At 67.7% G+C, this 16,086-nt stretch carries 19 protein-coding genes; 12 read left to right on the top strand and 7 right to left on the bottom strand.

The window, feature by feature from the left end; genetic code table 11:
• The 6 genes from C6P64_RS03525 (at position 1) to C6P64_RS03500 (ending at position 5,638) form a co-directional block, all read left to right on the top strand.
• The gene (locus C6P64_RS03525; protein WP_105747216.1) at positions 1 to 1,281 is read left to right on the top strand and encodes a TRAP transporter large permease subunit; all 1,281 of its coding nucleotides are present in this window, start codon (positions 1 to 3) and stop codon (positions 1,279 to 1,281) included.
• Between the two features lie 92 nt (positions 1,282 to 1,373).
• On the top strand, positions 1,374 to 2,375 hold the full coding sequence (locus tag C6P64_RS03520) for a TRAP transporter substrate-binding protein (protein WP_105747215.1): 1,002 nt from the start codon (positions 1,374 to 1,376) through the stop codon (positions 2,373 to 2,375).
• Between the two features lie 69 nt (positions 2,376 to 2,444).
• A complete protein-coding gene (gene aroQ / locus C6P64_RS03515) occupies positions 2,445 to 2,918 on the top strand; it encodes a type II 3-dehydroquinate dehydratase (RefSeq protein ID WP_105747214.1) in 474 nt (157 codons plus the stop codon).
• A gap of 16 nt (positions 2,919 to 2,934) precedes the next feature.
• Positions 2,935 to 3,768 (top strand): shikimate dehydrogenase family protein, encoded by an 834-nt coding sequence (locus C6P64_RS03510; protein ID WP_105747213.1) that lies wholly within the window; start codon positions 2,935 to 2,937, stop codon positions 3,766 to 3,768.
• 66 nt (positions 3,769 to 3,834) lie between these two features.
• Positions 3,835 to 4,767, top strand: coding sequence for an AEC family transporter (locus C6P64_RS03505; protein ID WP_105747212.1), 933 nt, complete (start codon positions 3,835 to 3,837; stop codon positions 4,765 to 4,767).
• 4 nt (positions 4,768 to 4,771) lie between these two features.
• Positions 4,772 to 5,638 (top strand): DMT family transporter, encoded by an 867-nt coding sequence (locus C6P64_RS03500; RefSeq protein WP_105747415.1) that lies wholly within the window; start codon positions 4,772 to 4,774, stop codon positions 5,636 to 5,638.
• A gap of 57 nt (positions 5,639 to 5,695) precedes the next feature.
• Here C6P64_RS03500 and C6P64_RS03495 read toward each other — a convergent pair whose 3' ends face one another.
• On the bottom strand, positions 5,696 to 6,604 hold the full coding sequence (locus tag C6P64_RS03495; RefSeq protein WP_105747211.1) for a sugar phosphate isomerase/epimerase family protein: 909 nt from the start codon (positions 6,602 to 6,604) through the stop codon (positions 5,696 to 5,698).
• A gap of 3 nt (positions 6,605 to 6,607) precedes the next feature.
• Positions 6,608 to 7,522: a 4-hydroxyphenylpyruvate dioxygenase gene (locus tag C6P64_RS03490; RefSeq protein ID WP_105747210.1), complete on the bottom strand. Its 915-nt coding sequence runs from the start codon at positions 7,520 to 7,522 to the stop codon at positions 6,608 to 6,610.
• A gap of 129 nt (positions 7,523 to 7,651) precedes the next feature.
• On the opposite strand from C6P64_RS03490, the gene C6P64_RS03485 reads away from it, so the two are divergent.
• Together C6P64_RS03485 and C6P64_RS03480 are read left to right on the top strand one after the other, a co-directional pair.
• Positions 7,652 to 8,431: an IclR family transcriptional regulator domain-containing protein gene (locus C6P64_RS03485; protein WP_105747209.1), complete on the top strand. Its 780-nt coding sequence runs from the start codon at positions 7,652 to 7,654 to the stop codon at positions 8,429 to 8,431.
• A 117-nt stretch (positions 8,432 to 8,548) separates the two neighbouring features.
• A complete protein-coding gene (locus tag C6P64_RS03480; RefSeq protein ID WP_105747208.1) occupies positions 8,549 to 8,812 on the top strand; it encodes a hypothetical protein in 264 nt (87 codons plus the stop codon).
• A gap of 23 nt (positions 8,813 to 8,835) precedes the next feature.
• Here the strand turns inward: C6P64_RS03480 and C6P64_RS03475 are convergent, their stop codons facing one another.
• Positions 8,836 to 9,474 (bottom strand): energy-coupling factor ABC transporter permease, encoded by a 639-nt coding sequence (locus C6P64_RS03475; RefSeq protein ID WP_105747207.1) that lies wholly within the window; start codon positions 9,472 to 9,474, stop codon positions 8,836 to 8,838.
• 15 nt (positions 9,475 to 9,489) lie between these two features.
• Positions 9,490 to 10,875, bottom strand: a complete 1,386-nt coding sequence (gene ffh / locus C6P64_RS03470) for a signal recognition particle protein (RefSeq protein WP_105747206.1) — start codon at positions 10,873 to 10,875, stop codon at positions 9,490 to 9,492.
• 109 nt (positions 10,876 to 10,984) lie between these two features.
• Between ffh and C6P64_RS03465 the strand changes: the two genes are divergently transcribed.
• The 4 genes from C6P64_RS03465 (at position 10,985) to C6P64_RS03450 (ending at position 13,207) form a co-directional block, all read left to right on the top strand.
• Positions 10,985 to 11,782 carry a cytochrome C assembly family protein gene (locus tag C6P64_RS03465; RefSeq protein WP_105747205.1) on the top strand — a complete coding sequence of 266 codons (798 nt, stop codon included), beginning with the start codon at positions 10,985 to 10,987 and terminating at the stop codon, positions 11,780 to 11,782.
• Positions 11,779 to 12,036 (top strand): PP0621 family protein, encoded by a 258-nt coding sequence (locus C6P64_RS03460; protein WP_105747204.1) that lies wholly within the window; start codon positions 11,779 to 11,781, stop codon positions 12,034 to 12,036. Before C6P64_RS03465 ends, C6P64_RS03460 begins: the two co-directional genes overlap by 4 nt.
• Complete coding sequence (gene ampD, locus C6P64_RS03455) at positions 12,026 to 12,694, top strand: 1,6-anhydro-N-acetylmuramyl-L-alanine amidase AmpD (protein ID WP_105747203.1); 669 nt, start codon at positions 12,026 to 12,028, stop codon at positions 12,692 to 12,694. Before C6P64_RS03460 ends, ampD begins: the two co-directional genes overlap by 11 nt.
• Before the next feature lie 240 nt (positions 12,695 to 12,934).
• Entirely contained in the window at positions 12,935 to 13,207 is a 273-nt protein-coding gene (locus tag C6P64_RS03450; RefSeq protein WP_245911619.1) for a histone-like protein 2, read from the top strand.
• 66 nt (positions 13,208 to 13,273) lie between these two features.
• On the opposite strand, the gene prmA is transcribed toward C6P64_RS03450, so the two are convergent.
• Genes prmA through accB form a run of 3 tightly spaced genes read right to left on the bottom strand, consistent with a single transcriptional unit; the run spans position 13,274 to position 15,975 of the window.
• Positions 13,274 to 14,161 carry a 50S ribosomal protein L11 methyltransferase gene (gene prmA, locus C6P64_RS03445; RefSeq protein WP_105747202.1) on the bottom strand — a complete coding sequence of 296 codons (888 nt, stop codon included), beginning with the start codon at positions 14,159 to 14,161 and terminating at the stop codon, positions 13,274 to 13,276.
• 4 nt (positions 14,162 to 14,165) lie between these two features.
• On the bottom strand, positions 14,166 to 15,515 hold the full coding sequence (gene accC / locus C6P64_RS03440) for an acetyl-CoA carboxylase biotin carboxylase subunit (RefSeq protein WP_105747201.1): 1,350 nt from the start codon (positions 15,513 to 15,515) through the stop codon (positions 14,166 to 14,168).
• A gap of 10 nt (positions 15,516 to 15,525) precedes the next feature.
• The gene (gene accB / locus C6P64_RS03435) at positions 15,526 to 15,975 is read right to left on the bottom strand and encodes an acetyl-CoA carboxylase biotin carboxyl carrier protein (protein WP_105747200.1); all 450 of its coding nucleotides are present in this window, start codon (positions 15,973 to 15,975) and stop codon (positions 15,526 to 15,528) included.
• Between the last annotated feature and the right edge of the window lie 111 nt (positions 15,976 to 16,086).

The following is a 16,086-nucleotide window of genomic DNA, read 5'->3' as shown; positions in this document are numbered from 1 at the left end:
ATGACGATAACCATCTTCCTCGGCGCGCTGCTCGGCGCGATGATGCTGGGCGTGCCGATCGCGTTCTCGCTGCTGCTGTCGGGCGCGGCGCTGATGTGGCACCTGGACATGTTCGACGCGCAGATCCTGGCGCAGAACGTGATCGAGGGCAGCAACAGCTTCCCGCTGCTGGCCGTGCCCTTCTTCATGCTGGCCGGCGAGATCATGAACGCCGGCGGCCTGTCCAAGCGCATCGTGAACTTCGCGATGACCCTGGTCGGCCATGTCAAGGGCGGCCTGGGCTATGTCGGCATCATGGCCGCCATCATCATGGCCGCGCTGTCGGGCTCGGCGGTGGCCGACGCCGCCGCGCTGGCCGCGCTGCTGCTGCCGATGATGAACCGCGCCGGCTACGACCCGGCGCGCTCGGCCGGCCTGCTGTCGGCGTCGAGCATCATCGCGCCCATCATCCCGCCCTCGATCGGCTTCGTGGTGTTCGGCGTCGCCGCCAACGTCTCGGTCTCCAAGCTGTTCATGGCCGGCATCGCGCCGGGCATCATGCTGGGCGCCGCGCTCTGGCTGACCTGGTGGTGGCTGGTGCGCAAGGAGAAGATCGAGGCCGCGCCGCGCGCGAGCAAGGCCCAGGTGCTGGCCGCCTTCAAGGACGCGACCTTCGCGCTGGTGCTGCCGGTGATCGTGGTCGTGGGCCTGAAGTTCGGCGTCTTCACGCCGACCGAGGCCGCCGTGGTCGCCGCGGTCTATGCGCTGCTGATCTCGGTGCTGGTCTACAAGGAACTCAAGCTCAACCAGCTCTACGGCCTGTTCCTGGCCGCCGCCAAGACCACCTCGGTCATCATGTTCCTGGTCGCCGCCGCCATGGTCTCGGCCTGGATGATCACGGTGGCCAACCTGCCGGCCGAACTGGTCGCCCTGCTCGAGCCGCTGCTCGACAACCCGACCATCCTGATGTTCGCGATCATGGGCGTGGTGATCCTGGTCGGCACCGCGATGGACATGACGCCGACCATCCTGATCCTGACCCCGGTGCTGATGCCGATCGTCAAGGCCGCCGGCATCGACCCGATCTACTTCGGCGTGCTGTTCATGATCAACAACGCGATCGGCCTGATCACGCCGCCGGTGGGCACCGTGCTCTCTACCGTGGCCGGCGTCGGCAAGATCAGCATGGACGACGTGACCAAGGGGGTCTGGCCCTTCATGATCGCGCAGTTCGCGCTGCTGTTCCTGATGGTGCTGTTCCCGCAACTGGTCATGGTGCCGGCACGCTGGTTCTACGGCTGACCCTGGCAACAAGCGCCTGGCCTGAACGGGTACGCCAGGCCAGGCGCAATAATCGAGCGTACGACCATTCCTCTGTAGACTGGAGCATCCACATGAAACGCCTGTTCATCAAGACCGTCCTCGCCACCGTCACGCTGGCCGCCTGCGGCATGGCTGCGGCGCAGAGCAGCAAGACCATCAAGTTCGCGACCCAGAACCCCAAGGGCCATCCGCTGGTGGTCGGCATGGAGAAGTTCAAGGAGATCGTCGAGGCCAAGTCCGGCGGCAAGCTCAAGGTCAACCTGTTCCCGGGCGGCACCCTGGGCAGCGACCAGGCCAACGTCTCGGCGCTGCAGGGCGGCACGCTCGAGATGGTGACGATGAACTCCGGCATCCTGTCGAACCAGGTCAAGGAATTCGCGATCTGGGACTTCCCCTTCATGTTCGGCAACGAGAAGGAAGCCGACGCCATCATGGACGGCGCCTTCGGCCAGAAAATGCACGCCAAGCTCGACAGCAAGGGCCTGGTCGGCCTGGCCTACTACGAGCTGGGCTTCCGCCAGATCACCAACGGCAAGCGCCCGATCACCAAGGTCGATGACCTGGCCGGCCTCAAGCTGCGCGTGATCCCGAACCCGATCAACGTCGACTGGGTCAAGGCGCTGGGCGCCAACCCGACCCCGCTGCCCTTCCCCGAGGTCTACGGTGCGCTCGAGCAAGGCGCGATCGATGCCCAGGAAAACCCGATCTCGGTCATCAACGCCAACAAGTTCTACGAGGTGCAGAAGCACCTGGTGCTGAGCAACCACCAGTACAACCCGCAATCGGTGCTGATCAGCAAGAAGTTCTGGGAAAAGCTCGACGCCAGCGAGCAGAAGATCGTGTCCGACGCCGCCAAGGAATCGGCCAAGTACCAGCGCGAGTTCAACCGCAGCCAGACCGCCGGCGCATTGGCCAACCTCAAGAAGGGTGGCATGCAGGTCACCGAGCTGCCGGCCGCCGAGCTCGGCAAGCTGCGCGACAAGCTGCGCCCGGTGACCGCCAAGTACGCGGTCAACGTCGGCCAGGAAACCGTGCAGGAACTGCAGGCCGAACTGGCCAAGGTCCGCAAGTAAGTCGAGGAAGGGCGCCGGGCTGCCGGCGTCCCTTTTTTGACCCATCACAAACTAACCAGTTCGTACAAAATGAAGAAGATCCTGATCCTCAACGGCCCCAACCTGAACCTGCTCGGCACGCGCGAACCGGTCCAGTACGGCCACACCACGCTGGCCGACGTCGAGGCCTTCTGCCAGGCCCACGGCAAGCAGATCGGCTACGAGGTCGAGTGCTTCCAGAGCAACTGGGAAGGCGCGCTGCTCGACAAGATCCACGAGTACGGCCGGCTCTACAAGGCCGGCGAGGCGCTCGGCATCGTCTTCAACCCGGGCGCCTTCACCCATACCTCGATCGCGCTGCATGACGCGATCAAGGGCGTCGAGCCGCTGCCGGTGATCGAATGCCATATCTCCAACGTGCACGCGCGCGAGGAATTCCGCCACCACAGCTGGGTTTCGCCGGCAGCCGCCGGCATCGTGGTCGGCTTCGGCGTCGACGGCTACCTGGTCGCGATCGACGGCCTGGTGCGCAAGTTCGTCAATTCCGCCGCCCGCAAGGCCTGAGCCCCGACCTCACACCATGATCACCGGCAACACCGAAATCATCGCCCACATCGGCTACCCGACCTTCAGCTTCAAGTCGCCGATGATCTACAACCCCTATTTCGAGCAGGCCGGCATCGACTGCGTGGTCGTGCCGATGGGCTGCCAGGCACCGGACTACCCGGCCTTCCTCAAGTCGGTATTCGCACTGACCAACATCCGAGGCGCGCTGATCACGATGCCGCACAAGGTCACCACCGTCGGCCTGCTCGACGAGGTCACGGCCACCGTCAAGGTCGCCGGCGCCTGCAACGCGGTCAAGCGCCTGGCCGACGGCCGCCTGGTCGGCGACATGTTCGATGGCGCCGGCTTCGTGCGCGGCGTGCAGCGCAAGGGCCTGGAGTTGCAGGACAAGCGGGTGCTGGTGGTCGGCAGCGGCGGCGTCGGCTCGGCGATCGCGGCGTCGCTGGCCGGTGCCGGCATCGCCTCGATCAGCCTGTTCGACGTCAACCAGGCTGCAGCCGAGGCCCTGGGCCAGCGCATCCAGGCCAACTACCCGCAGATCGAGGTCCGCACTGGCTCGAATGACCCGGCCGGCCATGACCTGGTCGTCAACGCCACGCCGATGGGCATGAAGGCCGGCGACCCGCTGCCGCTCGATGTCAGCCGCCTCGCGCCCGAGACCTTCGTCGGCGAAGTCGTGATGGCCTCCGAGGTGACCGCCTTCCTGGCCGCGGCGCGCGAGCGTGGCTGCCGCACCCAGGTCGGCTCCGACATGCTGTTCGAGCAGATCCCGGCCTACCTCGAGTACTTCGGCCTGCCGAGCACGACCGCCGAGCACCTCAGGTCGGTCGCCCGTCTGTCATACTGACGGCTGCCTGACGTCTATCGCGCCACCGTCCACCAGCCAGCCCGCCACCGGCGGGCTTTTTTCCGCATGCTGCACATCCTCTCGATCACCTCGCCCATCTTCCTGCTGATCGCGGTCGGCTACCTGTCCGTCTGGCGCGGCGTCTTCAAGCGCGAGGACATGCTGGTGCTGGGCAAGCTGCTGATCGACTTCCTGCTGCCGGCGCTGGTCTGCCGCGCCATCCTACAGTTCCCGCTGCAGGAGGTGCTCAACCTGCGCTATCTGGCGGTCTACGGCGCCGGCTCGGCCCTGGCCTTGCTGGCCGGCGTGCTCTACGGCCGCTGGCGCGGCATGCCCTGGCCGCAGGCGGCGCTGACCGGCATGGGCATGTCGGCCTCCAACACCGTCTTCGTCGGCTTTCCCATCGTCGGCGAGCTGATCGGTCCGGGCGCGGCGATCGCGATGACGCTCGGCGTGCTGGTCGAGAACCTGCTGGTGGTCCCCGTCGTGCTGCTGCTGGCCGGGCGCGACGCCGACCTGCCCTGGCAGCGCTCGCTGCTGCAGTCCCTGCGCACGCTGGCGCGCAACCCGATCATCTGGGCCATCGTCGCCGGCGTGACGGGCTCGGCACTCGAGCTCAAGCTACCCTATGTGTTCGACCGCAGCCTGCAGATCGTCGGCTCGGCCGCACCCGGGGTGGCGCTGATCATGATCGGCGGCGTACTGGTCGGCCAGCGCCTGCAGGACGTCAAGCTGGACCTGCCGATGGTGCTCGCCGGCAAGCTGCTGCTGCACCCGCTGTGCGTGCTGGCCGCGCTGGCCCTGCTGCCCGCGCTGCCGTCCGAGCTGCAGCAGGCCGCCATCCTCTACGCCTGCATGCCGATGCCGGCGCTGTTCTCGGCCCTGGCCCAGCGCCTGGGCCATGGCGGCTTTGCCGCCACCCTGCTGGTCGCCTCGACCGTGGCAGCCTTCTTCAGCGTCAACGCCTGGATCTGGGTCGTGATGCATGGGCTGGGCTGAAGCGATGAACGCCACCGCACGCCGCCCCGGCCTGGGCATCCTGCTGGCCATCCTCGCGACGCTGTGCTTCGCGCTGCTCGACACCGCCTCCCAGTACGCGGGCCGGCTGGCGGTGCCGGTGCTGATGGCGATCTGGTTTCGCTTCGCGATCCAGACCCTGATGACGACGGCGCTGCTGTGGCCGCAGTACCGCCGCCGCCTGTTCCAGACCCAGGCCCCGCGCGCGCAACTCGCGCGCGGCCTGCTGATGGTCGGCTCCTTCGGCTTCAGCTTCCTGAGCCTGCGCTTCCTGCCGGTCGGCGAGTTCACCGCGATCATGATGCTGATCCCGCTCGCCGTCACGCTGCTGGCCAGCCTGATCCTGCGCGAGCGCGTCAGCCCGCTGGGCTGGCTGCTGGTGGCTGGCGGCTTCAGCGGTGCGCTGATCGTGATCCGCCCCCATGGCAGCGACTTCCACCTCGGCATGCTGCTGCCCCTGCTGTCGGTGCTGATCAACGCCCTGCTCCAGGTGCTGACCAGCCGCATGGTCAGGACCGAGGACCCGGGCGTCACGCATTTCTACACCGGACTGACCGGACTGGCCTGCACCTCGCTGGTGGTGCCGCTGGGCTGGCAATGGCTGGCCGACTGGCGCCAATGGGCCGCGATCGCGCTGATGGGGCTGTTCGGCTCGATCGGCCATTTCCTGCTGATCAAGGCCTTCCAGCAGACACCGGCCTCGCGCGTCGCGCCCTATCTGTACGCCCAGATCGGCTTCGCGACCCTGGCCGGCTGGGCCGCCTTCGGCCATGCGCCCGACGCGCTGGCGCTGCTGGGCATCGCCGTGATCGCGCTCTGCGGCCTGGCCGGCGCCCGGCTCAAGCGCAGCTGAAGCCAGCATGACAAACGCCGGCAGGAGCCGGCGCAGGTGTGGGGACTCAGGGCGGGCTCAACCCGGCTGCTTCAGCCGCATCTGGTTCGGCAGCGGCACCGAGCAGCGCAGCACCTCCTCGGCCAGCCAGAGCGCGGACTGGCGCGCGCGCCCGGCCACGAAGGGCAGCGGCATCTGCACATAGTCGTCGTTGAAGACCTCGAAGCTGTAGTCGCCGCGGTAGCCCAGGCGGTCGAGCCGCAGCACCAGGTCGACCAGCTGCTCGCTGTGCACGCCCTCGCCCGGGAAGACGCGGAAGGTGCGCGCGGTCGTCATGCGCTCCTCGAAGGTCTTGGTCTCCTGCCACATGAAGTCGGCCAGCTGGACCAGGAAGATCTTGCCCGGATCGAGGTAGTCGATCTCGTCGAGCGGGGTCTTGGCGGCGAAGATATGGTAGGAGTCGATGCCGATGCCGAGGTTCGGACAGTCGGCGCGCTGCACCACGTCCCAGGCAGTGGTGAACTCGTTGATGGTGCGGCCCCAGGACAGGCCCTCGTAGGCGATCCTGATGCCATGCGGCACCGCCAGCATCGCGAGCTTGCGCAGGTCGCGCGCGATATGGTCGAGGTCCGGGCTCGCATGGGCCGAGGTCGACGAACAGGCCAGCAGCACCTTGCAGCCGAGCGCGGCGCACATCTCGAGCATCATCTTCGCGATGTCGATCTTGTAGTGGTGCAGATGCCCGCTCAGGCCCTCGAAGTCGCGCAGGACCTGGAAGCCGGTGCCGCGCAGGCCACTGTCGTGCACGGCCTGCACCGCGGCCTGCCAGCCTTGCGGATGGCCGACCAGGTCGTTCGCCTTGAGCATGACCTGGGAAAAGCCGGCCTCCTTCATCGCGGCCAGCTTGGCCTCGAGCGGACCGGCCAGCGTGATGGTATCCATGCCGAAGCCGGCGATGGCCTGGGCTGTGCTGCGCTGGAGCGTCATGGTTCAGGCCTTCTCGTCGTGCACCAGCTCGAACACCACCGAGCCGAGATAGGTCTTGCTGATCGCGCCGCGCGACTCGGTGTGCGCGGCCTGGGTCTCGACGAACTCGACGCCGAGCGCGCGCAGCGCCTGCACCGCCGCCGGCACGTCGGGCACGCCCAGGCCGATGCGCTGCAGCCGCTCGTCGGCATCGAGCACATTGAGGTCGGGCTCGATCAGCTGGATCATGAAGCGCTTGTCGGGATCGAGCGCCGGCGTGCGCAGCAGCTTGCCCTTGGGCATGATGCCGAAGCGCTGCTCGTCAGGAATCAGCTCGGCGCCGATCAGCTCGCGGTAGAACTCGATCCAGTCGTAGCTGCGCTCCGGGCCGATGTACTGCACGATGCCGAAGAAATGGATGCCGGCGGTCGCCGCCGGGCGCTGCTCGACCGACGGAATCGGCACGAAATCGACGTCGTAGATCGAGAATTCCTTGTAGCGGTCGACGAAGTAGATCCGGCTGCCGCCGGCGCCATGGATGGCGGGAATGTTGAGCTCCATCACCTCGGGATGGGTCGTCACCTCCCAGGCGCCGCGCTCGAGCACATACTCGTAGGCGGCGCGCGCGTCGCGCACGCGCAGCGCGATCGCCGAGATGCTCGGCGCGTCGCTGCGGCGGCCGCTGCCCTGGGCCACCGGCGCGTGCGCGTTGACCACGACATTGAGCTCGCCCTGACGGTACAGCAGCACCTCGCGCGAACGGTGGCGCGCGACCGGCTTGAAGCCCATGGTCTCGAGCACCTGGCCCAGCGCCTGCGGCTTGGCCGTGGCGAACTCGATGAACTCGATGCCATCCAGGCCGATCGGGTTGGCCGCATCGCTGAAAGAGGCTTGCAGCGGCTCGCGCTCGCCGGCCGACTTGAGCAGAAGGTCACTCATGAGATATCTCCAGATTCAGCCTGCACTGTAAGCGAGTCCGGGCGTTTTTTTGCATCCCGGCCTGCTTGCGATGAGCGACAATCGAACGAAGCAAATCGACTATCGAACAGAAACCGCCATTTGACTGCCATGAGCGAGCAAGATCCCCCCTTCGCGCTCGAGCGCCGCGACTGGATCGCCGGGCTCGAGAAAGGCTTGGCCGTGATCGAGGCCTTCGACGCCGAACACCCGCGCCTGACCGCCAGCCAGGCCGGCCAGCGCTGCGGCCTGACCCGCACGGCCGCGCGCCGCCACCTGCTCACGCTGGTGCACCTGGGCTATGTCGCGACCGACGGCAAGCTGTTCTCGCTGACGCCGCGCGTGCTGCGCCTGGGCCAGGCCTACCTCGAGTCGGCGCGGCTGCCACGCGCGGTCCAGCCCTATCTGCAGCGCGTCACCGCAGGCACCGGCGAGGTCGCCTATGCCGGCGTGCTCGAGCAGGACGAACTGGTCTATGTCGCGCGCAGCGGCAGCCACCGCCAGCTCAACACCGGCTACATGCTGGGCTCGCGCGTCCAGGCCCAGGTGACCGCGGCCGGCCTGGTGATACTGGCCATGTCGGGCGCCGAGGTCTACGAGCCCTGGCTGGCCCGGCAGGAACTGCGCGCCTACACCTCGCACACCGTGGTCGACCGGGACGAGCTGCGCCGGCGGCTGCAGCAGATCCAGCACCAGGGCTGGGCCATCTCGGAGCAGCAGCTCGAGATGAACTACCGCGGCATTGCCGTGCCCCTGTACGACCACAAGGACCATCTGGTCGCCGCCATGAGCGTCACCATGCCGATGCAGAGCGAGAGCAGCGAGGACGCCGCCCGGCGCGTGCTGCCAGTGCTGCAGGACACGGCACGCAGCATGCGGCCCTTGCTGTAACGCCACAGCGGGTCCAGAATCTGCTATGTTCGCCAGCGTACGGCATGGTGCCTTGCGCGATTCGGCACAGCGCATCGGATCGAATCGGACTGCAACACCGCGAGGAGCTTCCTGGTCATGACAACCCAATCAGATCTAGACACGATCAACGCCAGCTACCCGCATATCGGCAAGGTGCTCAGCGAGAAATGGGGGACGAAGGATATCGTGACCTACATCGAGCAACTGCTGCAGGACACCCGCGACGGCTCGCGGCGCGGCTTCCCGTTCCAGGTGATGGCCGCGCTCGTGAACATCCAGAGCCAGCATCTGTCCTTGACCGGCACCGCGCCAGACCCGCAGGAGATCAAGGACACCTGGGCCCGCCACAGCCACCTCTAGCCGGTGTCGCCCGGCCACCGGGCTCAGTCGGCCGGCGGCTTCAGGTAGCGCCGGTCGGACCAGGTCGCCAGCCACTGTGGCGCGAAAGCCACGAAGATTGCGCAGAACATGCCGGTCAGGAAGGCATCGCCCCAGGCCATCAGCCAGTGCGCCACCAGCGCATCCTGCAGGCTCGCCCCCGTCAGCCAGCGCTGCGCGAACTCCTGCAGCAAGCCAGCGCCGAACACCGACAGCGCCGTGCCGAGAAAGCCGCGCCCCAGCGTGTAGACGAAGGGATGGGCTGGCACGAAGCGCCGCAACAGGGCGCCGATGCCCAGCGCCAGCGTCGCGGGAGCCAGGCCAAGCCAGACCCATTGCGCCAGCACGGCCTCGGCATCATGCAGGCCGAAGGCCCAGACCTGCAGCGCCACCAGCACCAGCACCGGCACCGCCAGCGGCCAACCCAGCATCAGGGCCAGCAGGCTGGCACCCGAAAGCTGGATCTGCAGACCCTGGGGCAACTGCTGCGGCAGCAACCAGAACCAGGGCAGCAAGGCCAGCGCCGCCAGCGTCGGCGTCAGCAGCGGGCCGCACAGCATGCGCCAGGGCTTGAGCGCGAGCGCGGCGAACAGCGCCGGCAGCCCGAGCGCCAGTTCGAGCCAGAGCAGGGCCTCGCCGTCCATCGACAGTGCTCGCGCTTACATGCCCGGCAGCTTGGGCATGCCAGGCATGCCGCCCAGGCCCTTCATGCCGCCGAGCTTCTTCATCATCTTCATCAGGCCGCCGCCCTTCATCTTCTTCATGACGCCCTGCATCTGCTCGAACTCCTTGAGCAGGCGGTTGACCTCCTGCACCTGCACGCCGGCGCCGGCGGCGATGCGGCGCTTGCGCGTGGCCTTGAGCAGCTCGGGCTTGCGCCGCTCCTGCGGCGTCATGCTGCAGATGATGCCTTCCTTGCGCTTCATCTCCTTCTCGGCCCGGCCCAGGTCGGCCTCGCTGGCCTTGGCCGACATCTGGCTCGGCAGCTTGTCCATCAGGGTGGACAGGCCGCCCATCTTCTTCATCTGGCGCAGCTGGTCGAGGAAGTCCTCGAGGTCGAAGCCGTCACCGCTCTTGACCTTGGCGGCCAGCTTCTGCGCCGCCGCCATGTCGACGCCAGCCGTGACCTGCTCGACCAGCGCGACGATGTCGCCCATGCCGAGCACGCGGCCGGCATGGCGCTCGGCATCGAACACCTCGAGGCCGTCGATCTTCTCGGACACGCCGGCGAACTTGATCGGCGCGCCGGTGACCGTGCGCACCGACAGCGCGGCACCGCCGCGCGAGTCGCCGTCGAGCTTGGTCAGCACGATGCCGGTCAGCGGCAGCGCCTCCTTGAAGGCCCTGGCGGTGTTGATCGCATCCTGGCCCTGCATCGCGTCGACCACGAACAGGGTCTCGACCGGATTGAGCGCCGCGTGCAGCTGCTTGATCTCGGCCATCAGCGCTTCGTCGATCGCCAGCCGGCCGGCGGTATCGACCAGCAGCACGTCGAAGTAATGCTTCTTCGCGTAGTCGAGCGCGGCGCGCGCGATCTCGAGCGGCTTCTGCTCGGGGCTGCTCGGGAACCATTCGGCGCCCGCCTGCTTGGTCACGGTCTTGAGCTGCTCGATCGCGGCCGGGCGATAGACGTCGCCCGAGACCGTCAGCACCTTCTTCTTGCGCCGCTCGATCAGGTGCTTGGCCAGCTTGGCGGTGGTGGTGGTCTTGCCGGCACCCTGCAGGCCGGCCATCAGGATCACCGCCGGCGGCTGGGCCGCCAGGTTCAGGTCGCTGACGCCCTCGCCCATCGTCGCGGCGAGCTCGCGCTGGATCACGCTGACCAGCACCTGGCCCGGGGTCAGCGAGCCGACCACCTCGGCACCGAGCGCCTTCTCCTTGACGCGCGCGATGAAGTCGCGCACCACCGGCAGCGCGACGTCGGCCTCGAGCAGGGCCATGCGCACCTCGCGCAGCATGTCGCTGACGTTGCTTTCGGTGATGCGGGCCTGGCCACGCACCTCCTTGACCAGTCGTGACAGTTTTTCGGTGAGGGCTGAGGCCATGATCAATGCGGTGTGAGCGCCGACGGCGGCCACCCAAAGGGCGGCCCCGGGCAGGGGGATAGGGACAAAAGGAGACTTGGCCGGCCGCGCGGGCCGTTAAACTCTGGGCATGATTCTATCCCCGAGCCCCTGGTGGAGCAGCATCCCGTCGCTGGGCGCAGCGCTGGGTTATGCCCTGCTGGCGCTGCACCCGGTCCGGCTGGCAGCCGGCAAGCTCAACCTGCTGATGGCCACGGTCTGGCTGCTGCACGGCGTCGCGCTGGCGACCAACCAGTTCGGCACCGGGGCGATGCGCTTCGGCTTCGCACCCGCGCTGTCGTTCACGGCCTGGATGGTCTTCACCCTCTATGCGATCGAAACCCGGCTCTACCCGCAGCTGCGCGCGCGCGCCTCGCTGGTCGGCCTGGGCGCTGCGACCGTGCTGCTCGCGCTGCTGTTCCCGGGCCTGCCGCATCCGGCCCATGCCTCGCGCTGGCTGCCGCTGCATGGCTGGCTGGGCATGGTCTCCTACGGCCTGCTGGCCGCCGCGGTGCTGCACGGCTGGCTCGCGCAGCGCGCCGAAGCCTCAATCCGCCAGGCCCGCGCGGGCGAGATCACCCTGCCCCTGCTCGCGCTCGAGCGCCTGACCTTCCGCCTGGTCTGGGCCGCCTTCATCATGCTGAGCGCCACCCTGCTCGCCGGCTGGTGGTTCAGCGAACAGGGACTGACCCAGGGCTGGATCTGGAACCACAAGACCCTGTTCACCCTGCTGTCCTGGCTGGTGCTGGCCCTGCTGCTCTGGGGCCGGCTGACCCAGGGCTGGCGCGGTCGCTTCGCCATCCGCATGCTCTACGCCGCCGCCACCCTGCTGCTGCTGGGCTATGTCGGTTCGCACTTCGTGCTTGAAGTCATCCTGTCGCGCGCATGAAATACCTGCTGGTACTGATGGTCGTCCTGGCCGGAGTCTGGATCTGGCGCAGCCGGCGTGTCACCCAAAGGCCGCCTGCGCCACCGCCACGCCCGGCCGCGCCGACACCGAGCGCCATGGTCGCCTGCCGCCACTGCGGCCTGCATCTGCCGGCCAGCGACGCGGTCGACGGCCCAGGCGGCCCCTACTGCAGCGCCGAACACCAGCGCCTCGGACCTGGCAAGTCCCGCAGCCCTACCCGCGATGCCGGCTGAAACCCCGGCCGCCGCCTGGCAGGACGGCTGGCTCAAGAGTGCGCGCGCCGTGCCCTCGCCCAACCACGGGCCAAGGCCGAAAGACGCCCGGATCGACCTGCTGGTGCTGCACTCGATCAGCCTGCCGCCGGGCCGCTACGGCGGCCCCGAGATCGAACAGCTGTTCTGCAACCAGCTCGACTGGGACGCCCATCCCTATTTCGCGGGCCTGCGCGGGCTGGAAGTCTCGAGCCATTTCCTGATCCGGCGCGACGGCGCGCTGCTGCAGTTCGTCTCCTGCGACGACCGCGCCTGGCATGCCGGGCGCTCCTGCTGGCGCGGGCGCGACAACTGCAATGACGACTCGATCGGCATCGAGCTCGAAGGCCTCGAGGGCTGGAGCTTCGCGCCGGCCCAGTACCAGGCGCTGGCCCTGCTCTGCCAGGCCCTGGCCCGGCGCTACGCGATCGCCCATGTGGCCGGCCATGAACATGTCGCCCCCGGCCGCAAGGCAGATCCCGGACCGGGCTTCGACTGGGCGCGACTGCGCGAGGCGCTCAGGTGGCCGCAGGAATGCTTCCCCTCAGCCACCCTGGAACAGCGGAATCCTGCCGTCGACGGCAGCGATCCGGGCCAAAGCGTGCCACAAGGGGCTGGCAGCGCTGCCGCCATGCAATAAAGTGTCCGCTTCATGGCCCACGGGGCTTGCATTTCGCCGTGACACTTTCATAATATAAAAGTCAGAGTTCATGTTTGTGGGATTTCCCTAACTCGGCCGGGCCAGCCTGCCCGGCCAGAGCGGATCTCCACTTTCCACGCCTTGGTTTCACTGTTCCCCGAAGCCATTGTGCTGACTCGCTGAGCCGGAATAGTCCGGCCTCATGCGCAACGTGCAAGTTGTTTCAGGAGAAGATGCAAGATGGCGACTGCGAAGAAGGCCGCTGCGGCCAAGAAGGCTGCGGCACAACCAGCGTCCGAGCCCGTCGAAGTGGCACAGCCGCTGGGCGCAGCCCTGGCTGCGCCGGCCAAGAAGGTCGTCGCCCGCAAGGCCGCGGCGAAAAAACCCGCCGCCAAGAAAGCGGCTGCCAAGAGGGCTGCCCCGGCCAAGGCCCTGCCGCCGGCCGAACCCGCCGCCAGGACCCGGATCGCGCCGACGGCGGCCTGGCCCTTTCCGACCGGCAACCGGCCCTGAATGACAAAGGCCTGGCAGGAAATCTCCTTGCCAGGCCTTCTGCCATGCCGATGCGGTCGGCCCTGATCAGCCAGCGGCGCTGGCCGTCATCAGGATCCAGCCGTCCTCGCTGTCGCTCACCTCGAGCGCCAGCCAGGGCGCGTAGGCGGCCTTGAGCTCGTCGGCCTGGCGCTCCAGGATGCCGGCCAGCACCAGATGGCCACCGGCCTGGACATGGGCGCACAGCAGCGGCGCCAGCACCTTGAGCGGCGTCGCCAGGATATTGGCCAGCACGACATTGAACAGCCCCGTGGCCGCTTCCGGCAAGCCGGTCAGCAACGACACATGGTTGTTCGCGGCATTGATCTGGGTCGATTCGACCGCGGCCGGATCGATGTCGACCGCGACGATCTCGGCCGCGCCATGCTTGGCCGCACCGATCGCCAGGATGCCGGAACCGCAGCCATAGTCGAGCACGCGCTGACCCGACAGGTCACGCTGCGCGATCCAGCGCAGGCACATGCGCGTGGTCGGATGGGTGCCGGTGCCAAACGCCAGGCCAGGATCGAGCCGGATCACCCGCTCGGCCTCGGCTGGCGGCTCGTGCCAGCTCGGCACGATCCAGAAGGTCGGCGTGATCTCGACCGGCGCGAACTGCGATTGCGTCAGCCGCACCCAGTCCTGGTCGGCCACCGGGCGCACCCCGATCACCTCGCAGCCGGCGAAGAAGTCCTGCGGCGGCAGCAACTCGGCCGCCTCGCGCGCCTGCTGCTCCTGCTGGAACAGCGCGACGACGCGGGAGCGGTTCCAGCCTCCCTTGGGCGCCGGCATGCCGGGCTCGCCGAACAGGGCCTGCTCGGCATCGGTCGCTGCATCGGCGTCCTCGACCGACACGCTCAGCGCGTCCAGCGCCTCGAGCGCGTCGCCGAGGTCCTCGATGCGCGACTCGGGCGCCATCAATACGAGTTCGAACATCGGCTTAGCGCTTGCGCTGCTCGAGCCAGTGCTCGAGGTAGTGGATATTGGTGCCGCCGGCCTCGAAGCTGGCGTCCACCATCAGGTCGCGGTGCAGCGGGACGTTGGTCTTGATGCCCTCGATCGCCACCTCGGACAGCGCCGTGCGCATGCGCGCCAGCGCCTGCTCGCGGGTGTCGCCATGGACGATGATCTTGCCGATCATCGAGTCGTAGTTCGGCGGCACCAGGTAGTTGGCGTAGACATGCGAATCGACTCGCACCCCCGGCCCGCCCGGCATGTGCCAGGTCGTGACCCGGCCCGGCGAAGGGACGAAGTTGTACGGGTCCTCGGCGTTGATGCGGCACTCGATCGCGTGGCCGCGCAGCTCGATCTGGCGCTGCGTGAACGGCAGCTTCTCGCCCGCGGCAACCAGGATCTGGGTGCGCACGATGTCGATGCCGGAGATGGCCTCGGTCACCGGATGCTCGACCTGGACCCGGGTGTTCATCTCGATGAAGTAGAACTCGCCGTTCTCGTACAGGAACTCGAAGGTGCCGGCACCGCGGTAGCCGATCTTCTTGCAGGCCGCCGCGCAACGCTCGCCGATCTTGTCGATCAGGCGGCGCGGGATGCCGGGCGCCGGCGCTTCCTCGATCACCTTCTGGTGCCGACGCTGCATCGAGCAGTCGCGCTCGCCCAGGAAGACCGCGTTGCGGTGCTGGTCGGCCAGCACCTGGATCTCGATGTGACGCGGGTTCTGGAGGAACTTCTCCATGTAGACGGCCGGGTTGTTGAACGCCGCGCCGGCTTCGGTCTTGGTGGTCTGGACCGCGTGCAGCAGCGCCGCCTCGGTGTGCACCACGCGCATGCCGCGCCCGCCGCCGCCACCGGCCGCCTTGATGATGACCGGATAGCCGATCGCCTTGGCGATGCGCTTGACCTCGACCGGATCATCGGGCAACTCGCCCTCCGAGCCCGGCACGCAGGGCACGCCGGCCTTGATCATGGCCTGCTTGGCCGAGACCTTGTCGCCCATGATGCGGATCGACTCGGGCGTCGGGCCGATGAAGGTGAAGCCGCTCTGCTCGACCCGCTCGGCGAAGTCGGCGTTCTCGGACAGGAAGCCGTAGCCCGGGTGGATGGCCTCGGCGTCGGTGACCTCGGCCGCCGAGATGATGGCCGGCATGCTGAGGTAGCTCTGCGCCGAAGCGGCCGGACCGATGCAGACCGCCTCGTCGGCGAGCTTGACATACTTGGCCTCGCGGTCGGCTTCGGAGTAGACCACCACCGACTTGATGCCCATCTCACGGCAGGCGCGCTGCACGCGCAGGGCGATCTCGCCGCGGTTGGCGATCAGGATTTTCTTGAACATGGGAGCCCCCTTATTCGATCACGAACAAGGGCTGACCGTATTCGACAGCGTGGCCGTTCTCGACCAGGATCTGGGTGACGACGCCGGTCTTGTCGGCCTCGATCTCGTTCATGATCTTCATGGCTTCGACGATGCAGATCGGCTCGCCTTCCTTGATCGGGCTGCCGACCTCGACGAAGGCCTTGGCGCCCGGGCTGGCCGAGCGATAGAAAGTCCCGACCATCGGGGACTTGACGACATGGCCCTTGACGGCCTCGGGCTCGGCGGCCACGACCGGTGCGGCGACAACGGCCGCAGGCGCGGCCACCACGGCTGCCGGGGCGGCAGCCACCATCGGCAGGGTGCCGACGGGCGCGCTCTTGACGATTCGGACCTTGCCTTCGGCCTCGGTGATCTCCAGTTCCGAGACATTGGATTCCGACACCAGGTCGATCAGGGTCTTGAGTTTGCGCAGATCCATAATTCCTCCAGGAGGTGCAGCCAAAACGCACCGAAGTTTCCACAACGACGTGGAATTGCGCCCGAATATACACGATGTGCTGCAAGCCTGGCGTATCGAAGTTGTGCTACG

It is taken from the genome of Malikia granosa, from assembly GCF_002980595.1.
GTDB lineage: Bacteria > Pseudomonadota > Gammaproteobacteria > Burkholderiales > Burkholderiaceae_C > Malikia > Malikia granosa.
Note: the sequence above shows the minus strand (reverse complement) of the source record. Positions and strands in the feature narration are given on the sequence as shown.